Consider the following 24,844-nt stretch of genomic DNA (forward strand, 5'->3'; position numbering starts at 1 on the left):
AAATGAAAGGAGATATCTTCCAATGGAAAACATAGAAGAACTATCGCCCCAAGAAAGAGAACAGTTGTTACAAGATCTTATGAAAAAAAATAGTACCAAAAAAGGATCTAGCATATCAAAGGATATTGATAACAGATATAAGGAATATGGTTTATCTGATGTTCAAAAAACGTACTGGGCTGGTAATAAAGGAACCTTAGAATTAGGTGGTAGGTTGAGCAATATTTATGCAAGTATTGTTCTAAACAAAGGGAGTATGTTTCTTTCTATGTTGATTAAACAAAGAATTCAACAAGCTATTGAATCTTTAGTTAATGAACATGATATTTTAAGGACGATTATCCTAGAGGACTTTATGCAAAAAACTCTAGACAATACTCCATCATTTAAAGTTGAATATAAAAACTATGGTTTTTTTAAACGTAAGAATTCAGTTATTGAAAAACAAAAAAAGGGACTCATTGAAACTGAAATTAGTTATAGTGAATGGCCATTGCTAAGAGTAGTTGTGATAAATTGGAAAAATGAGATTGATATTCAGTTTGGAATTAGTCCTTTGTTAATGGATGGAAATGGTGTTTCATTATTTTTAAGTCAGTTAATTCAAAAGATAATGAATATGAAAGAGAGGTACGATAGTAATGAGTTAAGCTATCGCGACTATGTTATTTTCTCGGAAAAGCAAAAAAAAGGGACTGAATATGCACGTTGCAAAAAAAATAAATTATCTAGATTAGAAATATTACCACAAAGTCCTAGACTGCCGATGAAAAAAGAGAAAAATTGTCAAGAATTTATTGTACAAGAACTTGAGTTACTTTCAACTAAAGAATGGGAGAATTTCAAGTCTGAAGTAATAGGAAAGTCAGTTACAGCACCAGCTGTTTTACTTACATTATTCACAGATGCAGTAACTAGGTGGACTATTGAAGACGAATACTATGTGGGAATGATTAATACCTATCATCTACCTGAAATGAAGTCACCAAAGTCATTACTAGGAAATTTTAACACTATTGATTTTATTGAAGTAAATTCAAAATCTGGAACTTTTTTTGAAAGAGTGAAGAACATTTCGAATCAATTTGCATTCAACTATGATAATGGTCGTTTTAGTGGGTTTGAAGAAATTCGGCAATTGAGGAAAACACGTCAGTTAGAGTCAGAAATTACTTTTCCTGTCGGGTTTAATTGCACTATAAATATTCCTCATCCATCAGCTTCAGATTTTTTTTCTAAAAAAGAAAAGAAAACGCCATTTTTGAAAAAGCTACTGAACAAAAAAATTCCTACTGTAAATCTAGAAGAACTAAATATTTATACGACACAGCTGCCATTCATTCCGACGATGGCGTTAGGTGAACAAGGTGAACTGATATGTAAATTTGCAAGATATCAAAATTATTTTGCTGAAGGGGTCTTAGAGGAAATAATAAGTAATTTTAAACATAATGCTAAAGAAGTAGTATCAAATAAAGAATACTGGGAGTATTCATGGAAAGATATTTATAAGAAGAAATTTGGAACGAATGAAAAACAAAATTCAGTGATACATGAGTTGACAAGTAACAGAAAAAATTCAGATAGTATTAGGTTTGAAGCTGAAAGCACACTTTTCATTAACCTAAAGAAAATTTATTTGGATATTATTGGAGACGAGAATATATCTTCAAGTACTAATTTATTTTGTTTTGGAATGGACTCTATTCAAGTCATTCGATTCATTGAGAGAGTAAAGAAAGATCTACTGATTCAAATTCCCCCAAAAATTATATATGAGAGTCAAACATTAGGTGAGTTGACAAGAAGTCTGGAAAGGAATGGAAGCTTTGAAAGAAAAACAATTTAGACTAACAAGTTCTCAATTGAATATGTGGAATATACAAGCCTATCACTCGAATTTAGCTGTGGCAAACTTAGGAGGAGTAGTATTTTTTGACGCTCCCTATGAATATGACAAGATGGTTGAAGTTATTAATCAAATTCTACTTGAAAATGATACCTTCTATTTGAGATTCGATGAAAAAAATGGGGAACCATTTCAATACTTTGAAAAACCAGAGTATGAATTATTTGAGCAATATGACCTGACCGGTCTATCAGAAGAGAAAATTCATGAAACTTTGAAACAGAATTGTGAAATTATTCAAACGACTAAGAATGATAAGAACTATAATTTTAAAATTTTCAAGTATGCAAATAATCGCATTGGTGTGTTTGCTGTAGTAAGTCATCTCATTTTCGATGCTTGGTCCTATCCAATAATTGTCGATTATATTGAAGAGAAATACAATAAGAGTCTGAAAGGAGAATCCATTGTAGCAGATGACAAATTTTCATTTGCTGAATTCTTAGAATCAATAGATTATTACAAGCTAAAAAAGAAACAAGAGCAAGGTAAACAATATTTTGAATCACTTTATAGTAACCAGTTCCTACCAACCGAAGTGACCAGTTCAGTCATTAATAAAGAAGATATTATTGGAGATCGATTGTTTTTAAAATTAGAGACCAAATTGAATGAAAGTATAAATCAGTATTGTGCCGAAAAGAAAATTTCTTTAGCGGTATTGTTTGAAACGGCCCTTCTTATCTACCTTAGAAAAATTAATCAAAGCGATCAAACTACAATTGGTCTACCGACTCTAAACAGAAAAGGCAAAGAGCGAAAAATACTTGGAATGTTTATTGGAATGCTACCTATGACTATTCCTATTTCACTCGAAGATACCGTGGAAGATGTAATAGTAAAGAATAAGGAAGCTCATAAGAATCTATTTAAGTATCAAATGTATAAATTAAATGATATAAAAGAATATTTATTCGAAGAACATGATTTTGAGGGCAATATTTTTGATGTTATGTTCAATTATCAAAATGGAAAGCGAAGTTCTGAGTCTTGTTTTGATGCGAGGACACGCTATTATTCTAACGGGACATCTGAAGTTCCTATAGTTATGTTAGTAAATGAGCGAGATAACGACGCAATTGAAGTTAATTATGATTACCAGATAAATAATCTCACAGAACTCGATGTACTAATTTTTCATGAGAGAATTCTGTATGTAATTTCTCAAATAATCAATGATGACACAGAATTAGAGGTTAGATCTGTAGATATTGTTCCATTAAATGAAAAGAATTTGATTCATACATTTTCTAGTGGCAGAAAAGTTGATTTTGGAGAGGAAACGATTCATGAGTTATTTCAAGGGAAGGCTCAAGAGTTTAGCTCCCGTATCGCTACCAAGGATTCAAAAAGAGCATTAACCTATAGAGAGTTGAATGAAAAGTCAAATCAATTTGCCAATCTACTAATCGGTTTAGGAGCAAAAAAAGGCTCTCATATCTGTGTAAATATGAATAATGATACGAATTTCATGATTGCATTTTGGGGAATCATTAAAACTGGGAGTGTGTATATTCCAGTAGATAATGAATATCCAATGGACAGAGTTGCTTATATCTTAAACGATTCAAAAGCAGAGTTTGTTATAAGTGACAACTCAGATATAAAAAAACAAAATCCTGATGTAATTTTTATCAGTGGTGAGAAAATTGATGCGGAACTTAGCGAATATTCAAAAGAAAACCTGAATGTTTCTGTAACTCCTGAAGATTCTGCCTATATTCTATATACATCTGGAACAACAGGAAATCCCAAAGGAGCAGAAAACACTCATGGTGGGATAAAGAATAGAATTTTATGGATGCAAGATCATTTTAAATTAACAATAGAAGATATAGTGATACAAAAAACTTCAATTAGTTTTGATGTATCAGTTTGGGAGCTAATTTGGCCATTTGTTACTGGAGCTATTCAAGTTCTAGCAGATTTAGGTGGTTCTAAAGACAACGACTATATTAGAGAGTTGATTATTAAAGAGAAGATAACAACAGCACACTTTGTTCCTAGTATTCTTGATGACTTTTTAGAAGTCGAAGTCAATACTAATTTAGCTCGAATTATTTGTAGTGGAGAGGAACTGTCTGTTGAAACTGTTAAAAATGCTAAAAGACTAAACCCAAATACTCATATTACCAATTTATATGGCCCAACGGAAGCAGCAATAGACGTTACTTACTATGACTGTTTAGATAATGTTTTTGATAAGAAGGTTTCTATAGGTAAGCCAGTCTATAATACACAAATAAAAATTGTTGACTCGAAGATGAATATAGTTCCTGTGGGGGTAGCGGGTGAGATTATTATATGTGGTATTCAAGTAGCAAAAGGGTACTATGGAAATCAATCACTTAGTAATGAAAAATTTGGGACATTTTCAAAAGAATGGAATTTGACATACTATAAAACAGGAGATATAGCAACATGGAGTTCTAGTGGGGAGATCGAATATCTTGGTAGAGAAGATAATCAAGTTAAAATTAATGGAGTTCGCATCGAAACATCAGAAATTGAATCTAAGATGAAGGATATCGAAGGGATTAAGGGCGCCAATGTAATTGACAAAGTCGTGTCTGGTAAAAGAGTCTTAGTTGCTTTTTATACAACATCATTAGACATAAATAAAAAAATTATTCGAAAAAAACTATTACAAAAGCTTCCAAAAAAATGGATTCCATCATATTTTGAACAAATAGACCAACTTCCGCTAAATCATAATGGAAAAGTTAACACTAAGGCTCTTAAAAAGATCGCCTTGTCTCAGAATTTGGAAACGAGTTTCGTTGAACCTACTGGCGAATTAGAAATCAAACTAGCCTTAGTTGTTAAAGAAGTGCTTAAATTAGAAAAAATTGGATTAGATGATGACTTTTTTAGTTATGGTTTAGACTCAATGAAGTGTATAAAAATTGTTTCTAATTTGGCAAGTCAAAGAATAGCCATTAGTATTGAAGACTTATACCTGTATCCAACAGTACGAGATTTATGCAATGCTGTCATATTGCTAGATGAAATAAATGAAAAAGATAATATTAACAAATTCGGTTTGTTGAGTGCTGAAGATATGTCAAAACTACTACAAATAAATTGATAAAATCGAAGATTCTGGAGGTATCTAAATTTGAAGAATTTAGTTAGGTTTGAAAATGTAAGTAAAAGATATAAAAGTGGAGAAGTCACGATTAATGCAGTTGATGATGTTAGTTTTGAAGTAAAAAAGGGGGAGTTGGTAATCATAGTTGGTGCCAGTGGTGCTGGGAAAACAACAATTCTTAATTTACTAGGAGGTATGGATCAAGTAACAGAAGGGAAAATTGTAGTCAATGAAAGTGAAGTAAGTAAGTTTTCACAGAAACAACTGACCGAATTTAGGAGAAATTCAATTGGATTTGTTTTCCAATTCTATAATTTGGTTCCTAATTTAACTGCATTAGAAAATGTTGAGCTAGCCTCACAAATAACTAAACAACCTCTTTCAGAAAAAAAAGTATTGACCGAAGTAGGTTTAAAAGATAGAATGAGTAATTTTCCTTCTCAATTATCGGGTGGGGAACAGCAGAGGGTTGCCATTGCAAGAGCACTTGCAAAAAATCCTGATCTACTATTATGTGATGAACCGACGGGTGCTTTGGATTATAAAACAGGAAAGAGCATCTTAAAACTCTTACAAGATACATGTAGGATAAATGGAAAAACTGTAATTATTATCACACACAATTCTTTAATCGAAGATATAGGAGATAGAATTATCAGAGTTAATAGTGGGAAGATAACAGAAAATATTGTTAACTCCGAACCTAAAGATATTGAGGGGATTGAATGGTGATGAAAGCTTTTAGCAAGAATACATTTAGAACGATTAAACAGTCTCTTGGGAGATATTTGTCAATTCTTGGTATAACTTTTTTAGGATCAGTGATGTTTTCTGGGTTGTTGGCTGCTGCACCAGATATGATTTATTCATCAAAAAACTATTTCAATGAGAACCATTTGTTTGATCTGAAAGTAAGCTCACTCAATGGTTTTTCTGACAACAAAATAGGTGAAATGGAAAAATTAGGGAATGTAGAAGATGTTGAAAGAGTGAAAACGATTGATTTTCAAGGAAAACTTAAATCGGAAAACTATACTATTCGTCTGATAGGACTAAAGGATATCAAGAACACAAAAGTAAATCGGTTGAAACTTGTCAACGGAAAATATCCAAAGGAAAATGATGAAATTGTTGTCGTTGAACCAGTTGAAGGCATGGGGAGTATCAAGATAGGGGATGTTTTAACCTTAGAAGACGAAGACAGCGTGCAGTTTGTTGAAAAGAAAAAATTGAAAATTGTAGGAATAGTTAGCTCCCCAGAATACTTTTCAAATGGTGCGATCTCTTCGATGGTTGGTACAGGTGAAATAAATTATGTGATTTATGGACAAGCTTCAAATATATTATTACCAGCCTATAACGAGGTGTATCTTACTTTGGACGACGACCATCTGAATGAATCTTCTCTTGAAGGTGGAGGATACGAAAAGCTGTTAAAAGAAACGAAAGAAGAAATTGACAACTTAAATTCAGACGAATCAAGTTGGATAACATCTGATAGGGACACGAATGTTGCATATGTTGGATTAAAGAATGATATTGAAAGTATCGCAGGAGTAGCTCAGATATTTCCATTAATTTTTATTGTAGTAGCCGCATTTGTGGCATTAACAACAATGTCAAGATTGGTTGATGAAGAGCGACTTATCATAGGTACATTGAAGTCATTAGGGTATTCTAATAGCAAAATTTTATCAAAATATCTAATTTATGCAAGTACTGGAAGTATAATAGGTAGTTTTCTTGGTACGCTAGTTGGTTTTAATGTACTGCCAAATATGCTCTGGGAAACTTATTCGATGAAATACTCATTACCGTCGTTGCTTGCAACGCCTCACATATTTATTTCTATGATTTCAATGATAGGATTAACATTAGTCACCGTATTAGCTACCCTATGGTCTGTAAAAAATACTGTTCGACAAAATGCAGCTCAACTTTTAACAGCAAAAGATCTACCAGTAGGAAAGAGGGTTCTATTGGAATATTTTACCCCTTTATGGAAAAGACTTTCTTTCTTGTATAAAGTTACTCTGAGAAATGTTTTTATGGATAAAAAAAGAATGTTAATGACTATAATCGGTGTAATGGGATGTACAACTATTTTAGTTACAGCGTTTGGCCTAAGAGGTAGTGTTCAAGGTTTTACAGATTACCAGTATGAACAGATATTTAAGTATGATGTCACAATTGGCTACAAAAATGGGGCTGACGCTTCTAAATTGGACGATTTCATAAAGAGTAGTTCTACTATTAAAGAAAGCATGAAGTTTCAAGAAATGGCGATTGAAATAGGTGATGATGATAATCTGTATACAATCAATCTATCTGTTCCTGAAAAAACAAATGATAAAATTAAAGAATTTGTCACACTTGTAAATCCTGTTACAGATAAAAAAATTATATTTGATGAAAAAAGTATTATATTATCTGAAAATGTTGCGAATAGATTGAATGTTGGCGTTAATGATAAAGTAAAGTTCAAACTTTATGGTGACTCGAAGCCTAAATCGGTTACCATAACAGGGATTACAGAAAATTATCAGGAAAACTATCTTTATATTAGTCCAAAAGTGTATAAATCTTTGTATAGTGAAGAACCCAAGTTCTCTAATTATTACTTGAACTTAAATGGTAAAAAATCTACTAAGAACGTATACAATGAATTAAGAAATAATGAATCAGTTACATATATTGATAAAAAGCAAGCTCTAGTTGATCAAATTAATGATGGTTTGCAAGGGATGAATATGATTGTATATATGCTGATTATTGCTGCTGGGTTGCTCGCTTTCCTTGTTCTGTATAACATTAATAACATTAATGTTGAAGAGAGAACTCGGGAAATTTCAACACTAAAAGTTTTGGGGTTTTATGATAAAGAAGCGGAGTCATATATATTTAGAGAGACTTTATTGCTGACACTTTTTGGCTGCTTAGTGGGTCTAGTATTAGGCTATTTTGCCTTTACCAGTGTGATAAAAGCTATTGGGACTGATTTTTATATGTTCAATAGTTCCATAAAGGTGAATGCTTTTGTGTATGCGACAGTCTTGACTTTTGTTTTCGCATATATTATTAATATTTTTATGAAGCTTAAAGTTCGTTCAATTAATATGTTAGATTCGCTTAAGTCTGTTGAGTAATCAAATTTTAGAATACCTGAGGATATTTTTAAAGAGGATAAAGAATATGAAGATTACGGTTGAGATAAATGAATATTTCTACCAAGATAAAAATGGAACATATATCACTGATCCTGAATAATGGGAAGAAAGATGAGTACTATGATTTAATCATATTTCTTTTTGCTATTTAAAAAGTTACAGAAAGTTTAAATCCTGAAATAGATAAAATTAATATTATAGTAAATTTGAAGATACTTGAAGAACATTTAAAAACAGTTAAGTTTTATTATAGAGGATGGAAATTTAATGGCTTAAATGATATTTGTTTAGCATTAATTTATGATTAGTTAGACAATGGCTTTGAAAATATTTCATCAGCAATAGGATGGAATATATTGAAGAAAGTTATAAGTTCGTTTTTTAGCTGAAAAGAACCAGTGTTGATTTCACTTTTGTAAAATAATAGTCTAGAAATTTGAAATCTTAAAGAAAAAAGGAGAATGATAATGAATTCCAAATTATTTTTAGTTGTTGGCTTAGCTTCAATTTCCGCATTAGTTCTAAGACGAACGGATAAGCTTTGGATTAAGATGAACTAAGGTATTTAGTTTTGGACACTCGATAACAATCAATAATGGGGTTGTGATATTATACATTGGTTCAAATTATAAAAAAACTATGCGATTTGATATGGGATTGATATCTTCATTGGCTATTGGTAAATGAGAAAGTGTAAAATAGACTCTGTAAGCAGTCTATTTTAGACAAGCTACTTATACAGTTTTTTTACGTAATATATTAATTGATAGAAGTAGTGATGACTGTTACTATATTAGATTTGGTTGATATCCATTTTTCTGACAGAATTTTTGCACAACAGAACTAGCTAAGTCGATGTTAGAATGACAATATAAGAAAATTTTAATTAGAGCTCATATAAAATCGCAATGCCTAGCTTTAAATTTTAGTGACCTTGCTTTTGACCTTGATTCGTTTCGATTAGGAACAGATTCATGCGGATTTAAATTAACTAAAAATGCCTAAAACCCTTGATATTAGTAGATAATCGAATACTTAAGTAAGACTTGAACCAAATGGAAGGCAGTGTTGGATAAACCTGTTATAGGAGCTAGAACCCTTGATATATAAGGATTCTAGCTTTTTTTACCAGGATATTATAAATGAGCAGCTTTTTTTCTGGCTAGCTATCATATCAGAAAAGTCCCAATCTGTTTTCTGATATGTATTATTAGTAATATGTGTATAGATGTCTATTGTTACTTTACTGTTTGAGGTATTGAATTTGGGTGTTTAAAAAATGATATTCTTATGTTCGTCTATATATAGTTCTGCTGTAAGTTCTTGTTAAAAATTTTAATATATTTATACTGTATGATTAGCACTGTAAATTTCTCAATCCTGTTTTCAGTAATCTATTACAAATAAGTAATTATTTAATTTTGCTCCTTTAAATGTTGCTTCCATGTAATAGTTTTTACTTCTTTGATACAATGAAATAAAATATTTATTTGTGAGTGGAGAGATAAAAATGAATAATTTAACTCAAGTTTTAGATACTTATCTTCAAAGTGAAGAAGCATATGCGCTTCAGATTGATGGCAAATGGGGTGTTGGGAAAACATACTATGTTAAAAATAATGTTATAGGAAAATTGAAAAAAGAAGGTAATTATCCAGTTTATTTTTCTGTGTATGGGTATACAAATCTAGATAATTTAAAGAGAGAGTTATTTTATCAAATAATTTCAGTGTTGGGATCAAACAAAAATATTCTAGCGTCAATTAATAAACTAAATAAAAAATTCAAAAAATTTTACAATGTTTTAGATGCTAGTAAATTGAAATCAATAGGTCTAATTGGTGATTGGATTTTAGAGTCATATAATAATGCTAAACTAGATGCTTCTGTATCCAATCATGAAATAGTTATTTTTATAGATGATTTAGAGCGCTTAAGTAAAGAAATTGATTTAAAAGACTTACTGGGATTTATCCTAAATGATCTTTTAGAAAAAATGAAATGTAAAGTAATTATTTTATCCAATAATTCAGAAATTCCAGACCCAGATTTCAAAAAAATCAAAGAAAAAGTGATATCTAGAACAGTAAAATTCAAATATGATATGCCAACTATTGAAGATATGATATTAAAGACAAGTAGAAATGCATTTATTAGGAAGTTTAGTTCATGGATAAGGGGAGTATTGGAAAGTCAACAAGCTATGAACAAGAAAAATGGATTAAATATGAGAACCCTCTTTTCTACAATTGAAAATTTTGACTTTGTTGAATCAAAATTACTTGAGAATATTGATAGTTTAGAATCAGATGAATTAAAAATAAAGATAAAAAAAAGTATTTTTCTAAACGTTTTTGTCATTACAAGTGAATATAAGTTGGGGAATCTTGATGAAAATAGTTTCAAATTACTAAGTGGTTTAACAAATACCAGGTATTTTTCTTATTATTTAGATAAAGGTGAAACAAAGACTATTAAAGAAAGAGTTATTGATCAATATCATAACCAATGTAAAGAATTTGATGACCATATATTCTATTCAACAAATATTAATTCTTTTATATTATTCGGTTATATAGACCAAAATAATTATGTTAAAACTTGGAAAGATGCTTTTTTACCTAAATCTAGGGAGATTGATAATTTAGATCAACTTAAGGCGTTCAGACGTTGTACTGATGATGAACTAAAAGTAATTCAAGAGAATATATTAAGGGATGTTGAAAATGATAAGTTTGATTTTAAGGAACTGATTATAGTTTATGGACGACTAAATCAATTTGAAAAGATGGATTTAATGTTTCTTGATAGTAATTACTCAGAGATTATTGAGAGTAAATTGAAGGAACTATATTATTTGAATGGAAAAGATGAGGAAATAGATTTAATTGATAACTTTTTTATGTCTGGATTTGATAATATAGAAAGGGAGAAACCTAAATTGTATGAAGCATTTAAGCAAATTGATAATAAAATAACTGAAGATAAAATGAAAGATTTTTTAGATAGTTTATTCACCCAAAATTATGAAGTATTACGTAGTATGAAGCAAAGTGGGTTCTTGCTAAATAGTAATATTTTAAAGCTATGTTGATAGAGGATTCAATTAGTCGCTATATCGTTACAGATAATAACAAAGCTGATTTACTTTGGCAGTTTATTAATTCTAGGGACTTTCATGCAAATGAAGTTGAAGATGTAGAAATGTTTTTAAAAGAGATATTAGATAAGAAGGATGAAACGGATTTAGGTAGAGTAGATTGTTTTAAGATTAAACAATTAACTGAATCTCTAGAACTATTAATCGAACACTTAAGATAACGGATGTAGTTAATAGTAATTAGTTTCTTTTACTAATCAAAATTATATATAGAAAGATTTGGTGGGGAAAATTAAAAGTTAGAATTGTTATTAACTTAACGATTCTAACTTTTTTCATACATAATTGCTAGTTATACCTATATATTTATACATTTATGGAAAAAATATGATACAATTATTTTGAAGTGAGAACACTGTTCAAAAATAGTGAATTATTATTCAATAATGTTGATACTGTAAATAAACTAAAAGATAAATTGAACGAATATCATAAAGAAGAGATTGAAGGTAAAAAAGAACAACGTTTAAATATATTAATTAAAGCTATGGAAAAAAGAATCAATGTTCGATATTTTTCAATTATGAAGCAATGGAATGACAAAAAAGACCCTAATAAGGAACAATGGGGATTTATTTTGATGAGTGTTAACTGTATTTTAATAGAACTTTATTTTCAAATCGTTAATGGTTTTGTTTACTCTGATGATTGTGGTAACTCAGTATGTGATGCTTATCGTGAAACAATTCCAGACTTAATCAGTAATACGAGTGCTGAAGATAGAGAACAATTTTATTATGATATCAGGTGTTCGCTAATTCATCAGGCTCAAACTAATAGAAGGGTTGCCATATCTTTTGAGATTTCTAATGAGATTTTGCCGAATTACATAGAAGGAGAGCAATATTTTTTGTATAATCCTTCGCTAATATTCAGTTCCATCGAGGAGAAATATAAAAATGTATTTAAAAAAGCGATGAATGCTGAGGAGCATACTTTAAGGAATAACATACTCAAGAAAATCGAATACATTCTTTATAAAAAAGTTTGATATTATGTGGTGAAATTTTTCGATAAATTAATCTATTGTCTGATTTGAAAAGAGAAGAGGAGAAGTAATGGAAAGTAATTTTAGTTTTTTTTCTAAAAAATGGGTATATTTAGCAAATTTGGGAGAGGCCGCACAAAGAAATGCTTTTCAAGACCCAAATGCTTCATTGATTAAAACAAGGCAATATAGCGAAGCAATGGTTGAAGCAATTTTTAGATTAGAGAATATGAATATTCCTAAAGGTTTTAATCAATGCGATAAAATTAATTATCTAAGTAATAAAGGTGTTTTATCGAAGTCAATTACAGAGATTTTCCATAGAATTAGAATGATAGGGAATAAAGCAGCTCATAACGGAAATTATGGTATTACAGATGAAGCAAAAGAATCAGTCAAATTTATTTTTTATTTGGGTTGCTGGTTTATGAAAGTTTACGATATTCATACCTTTAAAGCACCTGAATTCCAAACCTTAGTGGACGAGGATTCTATACGAGAAAGTAAAATTGCAACATTAGAAAATCATCTGTTAAAACAACAAAAAGAATTTGAGAAAATATTAGATTTACTAAAAGGAATCTCCCAAACATCAGAGACAAAAAAGGAAAGAAGAGAGGCATCAAAGAAGTTTACTTCTCAATACCCATTAGACGAAAAAGATACAAGAGTATTAATTGATCAGCAATTGAGAGATGCAGGTTGGGAATGTGATACAAAAGAGCTGAATTTCAAAATAAATAAAACGATGCCTAAAAAAAATAGAAAAATGGCAATTGCAGAATGGAGATGTGGAGATAAGTGGGCAGACTATGCCTTGTTTAATGGAACTAAGTTAATTGGTATTGTTGAAGCAAAGAAATATGAGAAAGACATACCAGGAGATATTGGACAAGCAAAGGAATATGCTAAGAACGTTCAATCAATTGAAGGAACTGGGTTGTTTTATTCTGATAGAGATTATAAAGTTCCTTTTATCTATGCAACGAATGGGCGTCCCTATTTGAAACAAATTGAAGAAAAATCAGGTATTTACTTTTGGGATAGCCGTACACCTCAAAAAGCTGAAAGAGCATTGGAGGCATGGCATAGCCCGAAGGATTTAGAGCAAAAATTAAAAAGTGATGAGCAAGTTGCAGATCAAGAACTTCAAAATGAGCCCTATCCAGAGTTTGCCGAAAGAAACTACCAAATTGAAGCAATTAAAGCTGTAGAAGCTGGTTTAAAAGATAATAAAGAAAGAATGTTGCTTGCAATGGCAACGGGAACTGGGAAGACTAGAACTGCTCTGGCTCTGATGTATCGATTAATTAAAACGGATAGAGTTCGTAGAGTTCTATTTTTGGTAGACAGAACTGCGTTAGGCACACAGGCAGCAGATGCATTAAAAGATACGAAAATTGAAAAATTAGCTTTTTCGGACATCTATGATGTCAAAGAAGTTACGGAGGCTATGCCTGAAGATACAACTAGGATTCAAATCGCAACGGTTCAAGGAATGGTACATCGCCTTTTTTATAGCGGAAATGAGGAAGCAAGGCCCTCTGTAGGACAATATGATTTTATTATTGTGGATGAAGCGCATAGAGGATATACAGAAGATAGAGAAATGTCAGATGAAGCTTTATTATACATGAATCAGAATGATTATGTGAGTCAATATCGTAGAGTGATTGACTTTTTTGACGCTACTGTCTTAGGTTTAACAGCAACGCCAGCTTTGCATACAACAGAAATTTTTGGGGAACCAATCTATACGTATTCTTATACCGATGCAGTGGTGGATGGTTATCTTGTAGATCATGAACCACCTTACAAATTTGAAACTGAACTTTCTAAGAATGGTATTTCTTTTGTCAAAGATGAAGAAATTGATGTATGGAATAATGAAAGTCAGTCAATTGATAAAACAAAGCTTAAAGATAATCTGTCATTCGAAGTCGATAAGTTTAATAGGAAAGTGATGACAGAAGAATTTAATCGAGTAATTCTAGATCGATTAACCGAAGATATATATCCAAATGATGAAGAAAAGACATTAATATTTGCAGCGAATGATCAGCATGCAGATAAAATTGTAAAACTATTAAAAGAAATTTATTCTGACAAAGGTGTTATTGTTGAAGAACATGCAATTGAAAAGATTACAGGTGCTATCTATGATTCAGGACAAATGATTAAGCGATTTAAAAATGAAAAGTATCCAAGTATTGCAGTGACAGTAGACTTATTAACAACGGGAATTGATGTTCCTGAGATCTGTAATTTAGTTTTCTTAAGAAGAGTTCGTTCAAGAATTCTTTACGACCAAATGTTAGGGAGAGCAACAAGGTTGTGTAAGCGTATTGGAAAAGAATCATTTAAAATCTATGATGCTGTACATTTATATGATGGTTTACAGAAAATTTCTGATATGAAACCAGTCGTTAAGAATCCAAACCATTCAATTACTTACTTGTTAGATGAAAGTCTTCAATCAAAATCAGAGGAAGAGTTTAATTTTTATAAGAAAGAATTGATCGCAAAATTACAGCGAAAAAAGCAATCCTTAACTGAAAAGCAAGAAGAAGAACTTAAGGAGCTAAATAATGTAGATTCTATTGATAAATGGTTGCAAAATTTAAAAGAAATGAGTAAAGTAGAACTACAATCTCAAGTGAAACAAATTGAACGAATGGCTTATTCAAAAAATGTTCGCTATTCTATGTACATCTCAAATCATAAAGATACGTTTATTGATGAAACACGCGGGTATGGAGAAGGGAACGAAAGACCCGGAGATTATTTAGATAGTTTTAATCGATTTATTAGAGAAAATATGAACTTGATTCCTGCATTACAAATTGTTGTAAAACGGCCAAAAGAATTGACAATTGTCGACTTGAGAAGTATTCGATTGACGTTAAAAGAAAAGCACTTTGATGAAAAAGACTTACAGTCTGCTTGGAAAAAAGAAAAAAAAGAAACAATTGCTGCTGATATTATCAGTTTTATTCGTCAAGCTGCGTTAGGAAGTCCATTGGTACCTCATGAGCAACGAATTAAAAATGCAATGGAAAAAGTTTATCAAATATCAGACTGGACGAATATACAGGAAAGTTGGTTAAATCGTATTGAAAAGCAACTTCTTCAAACAACAGTGCTTGCTCCAACTGCGAAAGAGTTTTTTGAGGAAAATCAACTTTTTGAAGATAGTGGTGGGTATAATCGAATGAAACAGATTTTTAAAGATGATGTCGATACCATTGTAGAAGTTATAAATGATAATTTATATGCATAATAAGATTCGGACTCTTGAAAAAGGGTCCGAATCTATTGTGGAGGAAGAGGAGAAACAATGACAAATAACGAAATTGTTCAGAAATTATGGAAGTTAGCGGATGTCTTAAGAGATGATGGTGTTAGCTATCAAAACTATGTGACAGAATTAACATTTATTTTATTCTTAAAAATGATGAAGGAACAAGGAGATCGCTCTGAGAGCAAAATTCCAGAAGGATATCGTTGGGATGATTTAGTTTCTAAAGAAGGATTAGAGTTAAAAACGTTTTATCAAAAACTATTAACGGATTTATCAAATCCTAAAATCGCTAAAGACTCACGTTTGCAAATGATTTATCACAATGCTTCAACAACGATTGATGAACCAAAGAATTTAGAAAAAATTATCAAGGCAATTGATGATTTAGACTGGTATAATGCCAAAGAAGAAGGTCTTGGTGATTTATACGAAGGATTACTGGAAAAGAATGCAAGCGAAACGAAATCTGGTGCTGGTCAATACTTTACACCAAGAGTATTAATTGATGTCATGGTTGAATTGTTAGATCCTAAACTAGGTGAGCGCTTAAATGATCCAGCAGCTGGAACATTTGGATTTATGATAGCGGCAGACCATTACTTAAAAAATAAATTTGATCATTATTTTGATATTGCACCTGACTTAGCTGAATTTCAAAAAAAGGAAGCTTTTTCAGGAATGGAATTGGTACCTGGAACACATCGCTTAGCATTGATGAATGCTTTACTCCACGATATTGAAGGTCGTTTAGAGTTGGGGGATTCATTATCTACGAATGGGAAATGGATGAAAGACTTTGATGTGGTGTTAACCAATCCACCTTTTGGTACAAAAAAAGGTGGAGAGCGGGCAACTCGTGATGATTTGACATTTGAGACCTCTAATAAACAATTAAATTTTTTACAAACAATTTATAATTCGTTAAAACCAAACGGTAAATCTCGTGCGGCGGTTGTTATTCCAGATAATGTTTTATTTGCTGATGGCATCGGAGAACAAATTCGACGTGACTTGATGAATAAATGTAATCTTCACACTATTTTACGTCTACCGAAAGGTATTTTTTATGCTCAAGGAGTACAAACCAATGTATTGTTTTTTGAGAGAGGTACTTCTGAAAAAAATAATACAAAAGAAGTTTGGATTTATGATATGAGAAATAACATGCGTTCTTTTGGTAAACGGAATCCTTTGACGATACAAGATTTTGAAGAATTTATTGCTTGTTATCACCAAGAAAATATTCAAGAACGAAAAGAAATATATACACCTGAAAATTTTAATGGACGTTGGCGAAAATATACGATAGAAGAAATTACAGCTCGTGATAATGCAACGTTAGATATTTCTTGGTTGGAAGATGAAAGTACAACGCCAGATTATACACTAGATGAAATGATGCAATTAATTAAGGAAAAATCTCAAATCATTTCGACCACTGTTTCTGAGTTGGAGAGCTTGTTGGGAGAGATTGACCAATGATTGATACAAAAGCGTTAAAAGAAAAAATATTAGATTTAGCGATGCGTGGTAAATTGGTTGAACAGGATCCAATTGATGAACCTGTAGAACAATTATTACAAAAAATAAAAGAAGAAAAAGAAAAACTTATTAATGAAGGAAAACTTAAAAAAGAAAAAGCACGCCCAAAGATTGAACCAAAAGAGATTCCTTATATATTACCGAGAAATTGGCAATGGGTAAGGTTAGGGGAAGTGTTATCTTTGCTCAATGGTGATAGAGGAAAGAACTATCCATCTCAAAAGTATTTTCAGAGAACCGGAATACCAATCATTAATGCAGGAGCTTTAGGTAAAATTGAAATAAATAATGAAAAATTAAACTATATTTCAGAAGAAAAATTTTCGATGTTGAAAGCTGGATTTGTTAAAAAAAATGACATCTTATATTGTATTCGAGGTTCTTTGGGAAAAAGCTCAATAAACACATTGGATAGGGGGGCAATTGCCTCTTCTTTGGTGATTATAAGACCATTTGCTGAAATGAATATTAAATATATTTATTATATATTGATTTCTAAATTAGGAGAGAATCAAATAAAAATGGAGGAGAATGGTACAGCTCAACCCAATTTATCGGCTGATAGTCTGAAAAAATTCTTGTTACCTTTTCCTTCTTTAAAGGAACAAAACCTTATAGTCCAAAAAATTGAAGAAGTATTTAGTAAAATTGATTTGTTAGAACGCTCTCTTGAAGAAGTTAATTATTTCGCGAACTTAGTAGATAGAAAAGTTCTAGAAGTAGCGATGCAAGGAAAATTAGTAAAGCAAGAATCAACTGATGAACCTGCAAGTGAGTTAATTGAAAAAATTAAAGAAAAGAAAGGTATACTTGTTCAAGAAAAGAAAATAAAGAATGAAAAAAAATTATTAAAGATTGCGAAAGAAGAAATTCCATATACTGTTCCAGAAAATTGGCAATGGGTGAGAATGAATGAGATTGCATATCAAATTTCAGCTGGAGGTGATAAGCCTAAAATCTTTAGTTTAACTAAAGATGAAAATTATAATGTTCCTATATTTTCAAATGGAAAAAATAAGCAAGGGTTATTTGGATATGCAAAAGAAGCAAAAATATTTGAAAAAGCAATTACAATTTCGGCTAGAGGAACTATAGGTTTTTCAGTAGTCAGAACTGAACCGTTTGTACCAATCGTCCGTTTGCTGACAATTATTTTATTAGAAAGTAATGAATTGTTTTTCAAATATTATTTTGATTTTGCTATTCTTGCTGGAGAGGGTTCAAGTATTCCACAACTTACAGTTCCGACTTTACAAGCTAAAGTGATTCCTTTACCGCCTCTAAATGAACAAAATCGTATTGTTACAAGAATAGAATTGTTACAATCCTTAACTGAAAAACTCAGAAATAAATAATTTTTATTTGTTGAAAAGGAGGTGTTGTTTTGGTTCTCTATCACGTAAACAAACAAGAAATGATAGAAATTCAAGAAGAAGTTTTTACTAACGAAAAAGAATTACAAACATTAATCGAGTCTAATTTGGAAATTTTATTTAACTTGAAATTTGTTTCTACAGAATTTTCTGTAGATAAATTTCGTCTTGATACAGTTGCGTATGATGAAGAAACAAAAAGTTTCGTGATTATCGAATACAAAAAAGGAAAACGTTTTAGCGTGATCGATCAAGGTTATGCATATTTAAATACATTGGTAGCTCATAAAGGTGAATTTGTACTAAGTTACAATGAACAATATCCTGATCAGCTAAAACGTATCAATGATATTGAGTGGTCACAAACACGTATCATTTTTGTCGCGAATGACTATACTAGTTATCAGTTTGGTGCAATAAATAATCCAGATTTACCAATAGATTTAGTTAAGGTGAAGAAATACAAGAATGGGCTAATGAATGTAGAGATGTTGGCTAAAACTATAGTTAAGCAAAATATAACGGCCAATCACAAAAAAGAAGATATAAATAGAAAAGGTCTATCTAAGGAAATTAAAGTATACACAGAAGAGGAACACGTTGCTAAAGGCTCTGAAGAGATTCAAGAACTTTATGAAGAGCTAAAGGAGCTTATTTTAAGTTGGGATAGTGCAATTCAAATTAAACCAGTAAAACTATATAATTCTTTCAAACTAAAACGAAATATTGTTGATATTCATATTCAAAAAAAAGCGTTAAAACTTTGGATTAATTTAAAATATGGTGAACTCCATGATCCAGAACATACAGCTCGAAATGTAAGTGAAACGGGACATTGGGGCAATGGGGATTATGAAATTCTTATGAAAGACAATCAAAATATTGAATATATTGCTAGTCTTATCAAACAATCGAGAGTGTAAAATAAACTGTGTAAGTAGCTCATTCTAGATAAGCTACTTATACAGTTTTTCTTTTCATGCAAAGGAAATTCAGATAAAATAAAAATGAAAGGATGCGAGAATATGGCGAGACAGAAAAGAGATCCTAAAACTGTTGAATTAGCGAAAACCATTCTAGAAAGCTACAATCCTGAAAATGTCGATGACATGCAAGACGCTCTAAAAGATATTTTTGGTCCCTTATTTGAACAAATGCTTCAAGGCGAAATGACCCATCATTTAGGCTACGATATTCATTCAAAACAGGAGAAAGAAACGAACAATCGAAGAAATGGATTTGGCTCTAAGAAAGTAAAAACAAGCTTTGGAGAAGTCCCTATTGATGTACCTAGAGACAGAGAAGCCACGTTTGAACCAGAACTTATTAAGAAACGTGAACGGGATGTTTCAGCTATCGAATCAAAGGTTTTGTCCATGTATGCCAGAGGCATGTCTCAAAGAGATATCGCTCATACCATTGATGATATTTATGGGTTCTCCATTTCTCACGAAATGATTTCTACAATCACCGATTCTGTTCTTCCAGAACTGGAGGAATGGCAAAATCGCCCTTTGGCGAAGTGTTATGCCTTTGTTTTTGTGGATTGTATGTATGTGACGTTAAGAGAAAATTATGAAGTCAAAGAATACGCTGTGTATACAATTCTTGGCTATGATTTAAAAGGAAAAAAAGATATTTTAGGGTTGTGGTTGAATGAAACCGAGAGTAAAAACCGCTGGATGCAGATTTTTGATGAATTGAAATCTCGCGGTGTACAGGACATTTTCTTTATGTCTATGGATGGTGTTTCTGGGCTTGAAGATGGCGCAAAATCTATTTTTCCAAAGGTGATCGTTCAACGCTGTATCGTCCATTTAGTGCGTAATGCGCTTCGGTATGTTCCTTATAAAGACTACAAGGAATTTTCTCGGGAAATGAAAAAGTTTTATGGTGCTCCTTCATTAAAAGCTTGTCAAAGTGCTTTTGATGTTTTTCAAAAACGTTGGTCTCACTACTCTGGTGCAGTAGAGGTTTGGAAACGGAATTTTTCTCATGTGGAACAACTTTATGATTATGGTAGCGCAGTGCGTAAAATTATGTACACAACAAATGCCGTTGAAAGTATTCATTCCAGCTTTAGAAAAGTAACTAAAAAAGGCGCATTTCCAAATGAAACCGCTCTTTTAAAACTTCTTTATCTACGAGCAACAGAATTGGAAAAGAAATGGACAGCTGGATTTATTCCCAATTGGCCGATGGTCTTAAATCAATTAATGGCGAATGAACAGTTTTCTGAGCGCATCAACACTTATAGCTTATATATTTCTTAGTCACTAACGCATCAAAAAAGAACATCAAATTTTCCTTTTTTGGTAAGGTTTCTTTCTTATACCCTTTTAACCGAAGGTTATTTAGGAATGGTTTAATGTTCTTTTTCGTTCTTAGATTTGTCAGTTACACACTTTAGTTGACAAACCCAAACAATCTTGGCGTTACCATAAACATGAAAATAAACAAAAAAGCTGAAAACAATTTCGTTTTCAGCTTTTATCTAATTTAAATTTTCCCTCTCTGCATCATCCTAGCTACAATCTCCTCACCCTCCTTCAAAACCTCCTCAAAATCTCCAGCAAAAACCTGATACAACTGCTGACAAGAATAATACCGCATCCGCATATCCTTCTTATTCCTCGTAACCTTCCCATCAAAAAACTCATCCAAATAAACCAAAGACTTCTGCCAAGACCGAAGCTTGATCAACTTACTCCGCACATCCAAAATATCTTGATAAGGTACTGCCTTCAAATTCTGTTCTTTGCTCATCACTACACATCCATTCCTATTTTTTGTAAAAACCAACAGGAAAATAAAAAACGATCAGACCTATCTGTGCCTCATCGTGTGCAATAGTTCGCCAAAGAACACATGAAATCGCCAAAAAAATGAAAGAATCCAGCAAAGAGACTAGTAAAATCAATCAAAATTAAGTACAATAAAACATGCGAGTACTTCGGTACGCGCTATCGGCAACTCGGATAAGCAGTTTGTGGCTGTTTATTCGGGGCCTTGCAACATGATTCCAGTCAGGTTGTAAGGTGCCGTTTTTTATTTTTCTATTTTTTAACTTGTACATCCTTATGTTTTATTATCACCACCATCGATAAAAATCAGACTTAGAATAGAAACAAAAAAGGCATTGGCGCAAAGTCCAATACCTGAATAAGTCAATAGTACCTTAAAGAAACCTAGCGATCCTTTCTAGTGGTAGCTCTAAAAGAGACACAACAAAAAAGCTAGTGATTCGTTTACTATTGGCAAACTGATGTGGACAGTTTTTGAAGATTTCAAGACCATTTCCGTTCGGTTCCAGCCAAACAAAAAGGTGCCAAGGATTAAATTGTCATAAAGTTGAGTGATGTTCTGAATCAGGACTTACTCAGCTTTTTTATTTCCATTCTATACACTAAGTATAAATAAATCGACAGAGAGAATCAAGGCGAACAGAGAAAAAAAGCGAACAAAAATTCGGATTTGTTGTATGATGCCATTAATTTTTAAATAATCCTAAAGAGTAAAAAACTATGTTAGCATCGAATAATAAGATTCATTTCCAGAAAATTCGCTCGAAATCTATTATATTTGAGTACAAATATGATTGAAGACTAGAAACCTGAAAAGCACGATGTAGAAGAGATAAAACAATATATTGTCAGAAAAAATAAAGAGCAATTTCATGGATAAATTTCCTGTATATGATACTTATTACTATGTTGATCCCGATAATAAGCATATGTATTGTTATAATTTGATTATCAAGATTATTTAATTCTGGGTAAAAAAATTAAAGGAGATGAAAGAATGAAGAAATTAAAACTATTTATTTTCATGTTGGGTTGATCGGAGTTGTTGGAATATCTCGACAAATGGAAGCAGAAGAGTTGGAACAGCAGCAATTTGTTGGTATCACACCTAGAGCAACACCTGATATTAGAGAAGTTACATTAGATCATGGAGAGTCTTTTACCTTTAAAAAATTGGTTTTTGTTCAAAAAAATTTTGAAACACAAAGTGATTTTTAGGTAAAGATAATAGGTGGGGACTTGGAGACTTTTGGTCTATATAGTGCTATTTAGAGAGAGTTAAGTAATCTTAGAAAGGAATTCCAAGTTTTTTTACTTTAACATAATATTTTTTGTTTGTGTTATGGGATTAATTTATATTTCTTTGATGGAAAATGCAATTTTAAGGGTGAAAAAATGTGTTAATATGTTAAAATTAAGGTATATATCTTAAATCATTTATGACTTTAATTGTGATGCGTAAAAAAGGAACATAGCATTGAGATAATAAAAAATTGAAATGATGTGATTCAATGACGAATATATTTAATAAAATTCCAAATGATTTTTTTAAAATTTTAACCTCTAAAAATAAGGAACTCTTTTTAGAATCTCTTTTTCATATTGATGATCTATTGCAAGGAAATATTTATTTTTCTCGTGATAAGGTTGTTGATAGCCTGCAAAATCATTTTTCTTCATTAGGTATTACATTTAAGGAACTAGAGTATGATGATGAATATGAAGAAGAAATAAAGTCAGTGAGGACACTTGTTCAAAGTGTTTTAAGACAGCTTGAGAAAAAAGGGTGGCTGAGAGTTAATTTAGAAGAAGGCTTTACACAACAAGTTTCTTTTCCTAGTTACGTAAACAGTTTTATCCAAGTGTTAAGAGAAATTGATTCAGATCAATCTGCGTCTTATTCGAGTTATGTATTCTCTACTTATTCCGCTTTGAAAACTGGTTTGGAAGATCCGAGTAACCTACTTGAAGGTCTAGAATCTGCCTGGACTTCCACAAAAGGTTTACACCGTGCGATTCAAAATACCTATTTTGATTTATCAGAGATGTATGCCAAAATTGTTGATGATTTGACTACAAGTGAAATGTTATCTCAACATTTTGATATTTATAAACAAGAAATTATTGATCAAGTGCTATTTCCCCTAAAAACAAGAGATTCCCTGCCACGGTTTAAAAATACAATTCTTAATCTACTTACTAAATATAACAGTGATGAAGTAATTGAACTATTGATTACTCAAAATTTGAAAAATCAAAATCAATTGATTTCTGGATTTGAATTGGAAGCTGAGAGACAGGTTCTCATGTATTTGAATGGACTTGCTGATTTCTATAGAGATGTTAGTTTCCTGATTGATAAGATTGACAATAAGAAAAACGAATATACTGAAAAATCAATTGGAAAAATTCAATATCGATTGCGTTCGGATTTTCAATTAAAGGATAAAATTGATCAGTTGATTCATCAAATTAAAGAAGACAATGAAAATCAAACTTATGATTTAGCAAATATTACGGAATTTCAAATTGTTGATCAAGAATCTTTATATGAGCCTAGGAAGAAGAAAGAAGACATTAGTAAAAAAGCTCGAAAGAAAATAGAGTTGTCAAGGACAGATGAAGATACTTTTGGACAGGAGCAATACCAGCTCTTTAAAAAGTTAGCCAACCCTAAGTACTCCTCGAAAAATATTGATCAGTTTATTTTAGAATTGTTAAAAGGGAAGGAAGAAATTTCAACACTAGAGTATAAGATTACTACTTATGAAGTGTTTATCTTGACTATTATGGGGGCAATTCGTGGCTACGAAGAAAATGAAAGTGGCTACATTGTGATTATTGAAAATAAATATGTTCGTAATGGCTATTATAAAATACCAAAATGATTTTTAAAAAGGGGAATAGACATGTTTGACTTAAATTTTACTGAAGAATATGATAATTTATCTGCTGAAGCTGTTCTAAAGTTTCAAAAGGCTGTTACCAGATTATTTAATTGTACGTATATTAATCGCATAAAAAATGATGGGTTAAATTGGGATGATGATTATTTATTTATAGAAGAGAATTTCAAGCTTTTTCAGGACTATTTCAAGTTTGGAGGATACGAAGTTATTTTTAACAGAGATATTAGTGTTATTTCAGTACAAAGTCAGTTTTCATCTGCTAGAAAGAAACTAGATAAAGAGACAACACTTTATGTTTTGGCGTTGAGGTTATTTTTTGATGAAAAAGTGAAAGAATTTAATGGTTCTTCAACAATTGTTGTTAGAGTAGCTGAATTTATTGACAAGTTACTAGAATACGGAATTAGGGATAAGAAACCGAATCTACAGATTTTGAGTAGAATCTTACGCTATTTATCGACAATTGGGATTTTGGGAAAAAAAGGTGGAAAATGGGAAGATACTGATACACTGTTCATGATTTATCCTGCAATTAAATTACTACTACCAAGTGAGAGACTGGATGAAAAGCTTAAACTAATTAAGGGAGGTCAATAGTTT

Annotated in this window: 15 protein-coding genes; 14 read left to right on the forward strand and 1 reads right to left on the reverse strand. The window is 31.3% G+C overall.

Features of this window, described 5'->3' with window-relative positions; all coding sequences use genetic code 11:
* Positions 1-22 precede the first annotated feature (22 nt).
* The 11 genes from A5880_RS14285 to A5880_RS14335 all read left to right on the forward strand — a co-directional run bounded on the left by A5880_RS14285 (position 23) and on the right by A5880_RS14335 (position 20,804).
* A complete protein-coding gene (locus A5880_RS14285) occupies positions 23-1,849 on the forward strand; it encodes a condensation domain-containing protein (protein WP_086329697.1) in 1,827 nt (608 codons plus the stop codon).
* The gene (locus A5880_RS14290) at positions 1,830-4,997 is read left to right on the forward strand and encodes a non-ribosomal peptide synthetase (RefSeq protein WP_256924786.1); all 3,168 of its coding nucleotides are present in this window, start codon (positions 1,830-1,832) and stop codon (positions 4,995-4,997) included. Before A5880_RS14285 ends, A5880_RS14290 begins: the two co-directional genes overlap by 20 nt.
* Positions 4,998-5,027: 30 nt before the next feature.
* On the forward strand, positions 5,028-5,732 hold the full coding sequence (locus A5880_RS14295; protein ID WP_086329700.1) for an ABC transporter ATP-binding protein: 705 nt from the start codon (positions 5,028-5,030) through the stop codon (positions 5,730-5,732).
* The gene (locus A5880_RS14300; RefSeq protein WP_086329702.1) at positions 5,726-8,146 is read left to right on the forward strand and encodes an ABC transporter permease; all 2,421 of its coding nucleotides are present in this window, start codon (positions 5,726-5,728) and stop codon (positions 8,144-8,146) included. Before A5880_RS14295 ends, A5880_RS14300 begins: the two co-directional genes overlap by 7 nt.
* A 1,531-nt stretch (positions 8,147-9,677) precedes the next feature.
* Positions 9,678-11,261 carry a P-loop NTPase fold protein gene (locus A5880_RS14305; RefSeq protein ID WP_336577199.1) on the forward strand — a complete coding sequence of 528 codons (1,584 nt, stop codon included), beginning with the start codon at positions 9,678-9,680 and terminating at the stop codon, positions 11,259-11,261.
* A gap of 484 nt (positions 11,262-11,745) precedes the next feature.
* Positions 11,746-12,318: a hypothetical protein gene (locus A5880_RS14310; protein ID WP_143353621.1), complete on the forward strand. Its 573-nt coding sequence runs from the start codon at positions 11,746-11,748 to the stop codon at positions 12,316-12,318.
* Between the two features lie 67 nt (positions 12,319-12,385).
* The gene (gene hsdR / locus A5880_RS14315) at positions 12,386-15,595 is read left to right on the forward strand and encodes a type I restriction-modification system endonuclease (RefSeq protein ID WP_086329706.1); all 3,210 of its coding nucleotides are present in this window, start codon (positions 12,386-12,388) and stop codon (positions 15,593-15,595) included.
* 57 nt (positions 15,596-15,652) lie between these two features.
* A complete protein-coding gene (locus tag A5880_RS14320) occupies positions 15,653-17,098 on the forward strand; it encodes a class I SAM-dependent DNA methyltransferase (RefSeq protein WP_086329707.1) in 1,446 nt (481 codons plus the stop codon).
* Positions 17,095-18,513, forward strand: coding sequence for a restriction endonuclease subunit S (locus tag A5880_RS14325; RefSeq protein WP_336577200.1), 1,419 nt, complete (start codon positions 17,095-17,097; stop codon positions 18,511-18,513). Before A5880_RS14320 ends, A5880_RS14325 begins: the two co-directional genes overlap by 4 nt.
* A 29-nt stretch (positions 18,514-18,542) precedes the next feature.
* Complete coding sequence (locus A5880_RS14330; protein WP_086329708.1) at positions 18,543-19,454, forward strand: DUF5655 domain-containing protein; 912 nt, start codon at positions 18,543-18,545, stop codon at positions 19,452-19,454.
* Between the two features lie 102 nt (positions 19,455-19,556).
* Positions 19,557-20,804 carry an IS256 family transposase gene (locus A5880_RS14335; RefSeq protein ID WP_419469615.1) on the forward strand — a complete coding sequence of 416 codons (1,248 nt, stop codon included), beginning with the start codon at positions 19,557-19,559 and terminating at the stop codon, positions 20,802-20,804.
* Between the two features lie 226 nt (positions 20,805-21,030).
* Here A5880_RS14335 and A5880_RS14340 read toward each other — a convergent pair whose 3' ends face one another.
* Positions 21,031-21,297 (reverse strand): hypothetical protein, encoded by a 267-nt coding sequence (locus A5880_RS14340; protein ID WP_086329712.1) that lies wholly within the window; start codon positions 21,295-21,297, stop codon positions 21,031-21,033.
* Positions 21,298-22,397: 1,100 nt separating this feature from the next.
* Here A5880_RS14340 and A5880_RS14345 point away from each other — a divergent pair.
* From A5880_RS14345 to A5880_RS14355, 3 genes are all read left to right on the forward strand, one after another.
* Positions 22,398-22,553, forward strand: a complete 156-nt coding sequence (locus tag A5880_RS14345) for a hypothetical protein (RefSeq protein ID WP_218776208.1) — start codon at positions 22,398-22,400, stop codon at positions 22,551-22,553.
* A 293-nt stretch (positions 22,554-22,846) separates the two neighbouring features.
* Positions 22,847-24,223 (forward strand): Wadjet anti-phage system protein JetA family protein, encoded by a 1,377-nt coding sequence (locus A5880_RS14350; RefSeq protein ID WP_336577202.1) that lies wholly within the window; start codon positions 22,847-22,849, stop codon positions 24,221-24,223.
* Between the two features lie 21 nt (positions 24,224-24,244).
* Positions 24,245-24,841, forward strand: a complete 597-nt coding sequence (locus tag A5880_RS14355) for a DUF4194 domain-containing protein (protein ID WP_086329715.1) — start codon at positions 24,245-24,247, stop codon at positions 24,839-24,841.
* Positions 24,842-24,844: the final 3 nt, after the last annotated feature.

Origin of the sequence: Enterococcus sp. 4G2_DIV0659 (assembly GCF_002140715.2) — a bacterium.
Classification (GTDB): domain Bacteria; phylum Bacillota; class Bacilli; order Lactobacillales; family Enterococcaceae; genus Enterococcus_L; species Enterococcus_L mansonii.

Coding starts and splice junctions, on each gene's coding strand:
- A5880_RS14285 (WP_086329697.1), top strand. CDS start 23: ATGGAAAACATAGAAGAACTATCGCCCCAAGAAAGAGAACAGTTGTTA.
- A5880_RS14300 (WP_086329702.1), top strand. CDS start 5,726: ATGGTGATGAAAGCTTTTAGCAAGAATACATTTAGAACGATTAAACAG.
- A5880_RS14305 (WP_336577199.1), top strand. CDS start 9,678: ATGAATAATTTAACTCAAGTTTTAGATACTTATCTTCAAAGTGAAGAA.
- hsdR (WP_086329706.1), top strand. CDS start 12,386: ATGGAAAGTAATTTTAGTTTTTTTTCTAAAAAATGGGTATATTTAGCA.
- A5880_RS14320 (WP_086329707.1), top strand. CDS start 15,653: ATGACAAATAACGAAATTGTTCAGAAATTATGGAAGTTAGCGGATGTC.
- A5880_RS14325 (WP_336577200.1), top strand. CDS start 17,095: ATGATTGATACAAAAGCGTTAAAAGAAAAAATATTAGATTTAGCGATG.
- A5880_RS14335 (WP_419469615.1), top strand. CDS start 19,557: ATGGCGAGACAGAAAAGAGATCCTAAAACTGTTGAATTAGCGAAAACC.
- A5880_RS14340 (WP_086329712.1), bottom strand. CDS start 21,297: ATGAGCAAAGAACAGAATTTGAAGGCAGTACCTTATCAAGATATTTTG.
- A5880_RS14345 (WP_218776208.1), top strand. CDS start 22,398: ATGGAAGCAGAAGAGTTGGAACAGCAGCAATTTGTTGGTATCACACCT.
- A5880_RS14350 (WP_336577202.1), top strand. CDS start 22,847: ATGACGAATATATTTAATAAAATTCCAAATGATTTTTTTAAAATTTTA.
- A5880_RS14355 (WP_086329715.1), top strand. CDS start 24,245: ATGTTTGACTTAAATTTTACTGAAGAATATGATAATTTATCTGCTGAA.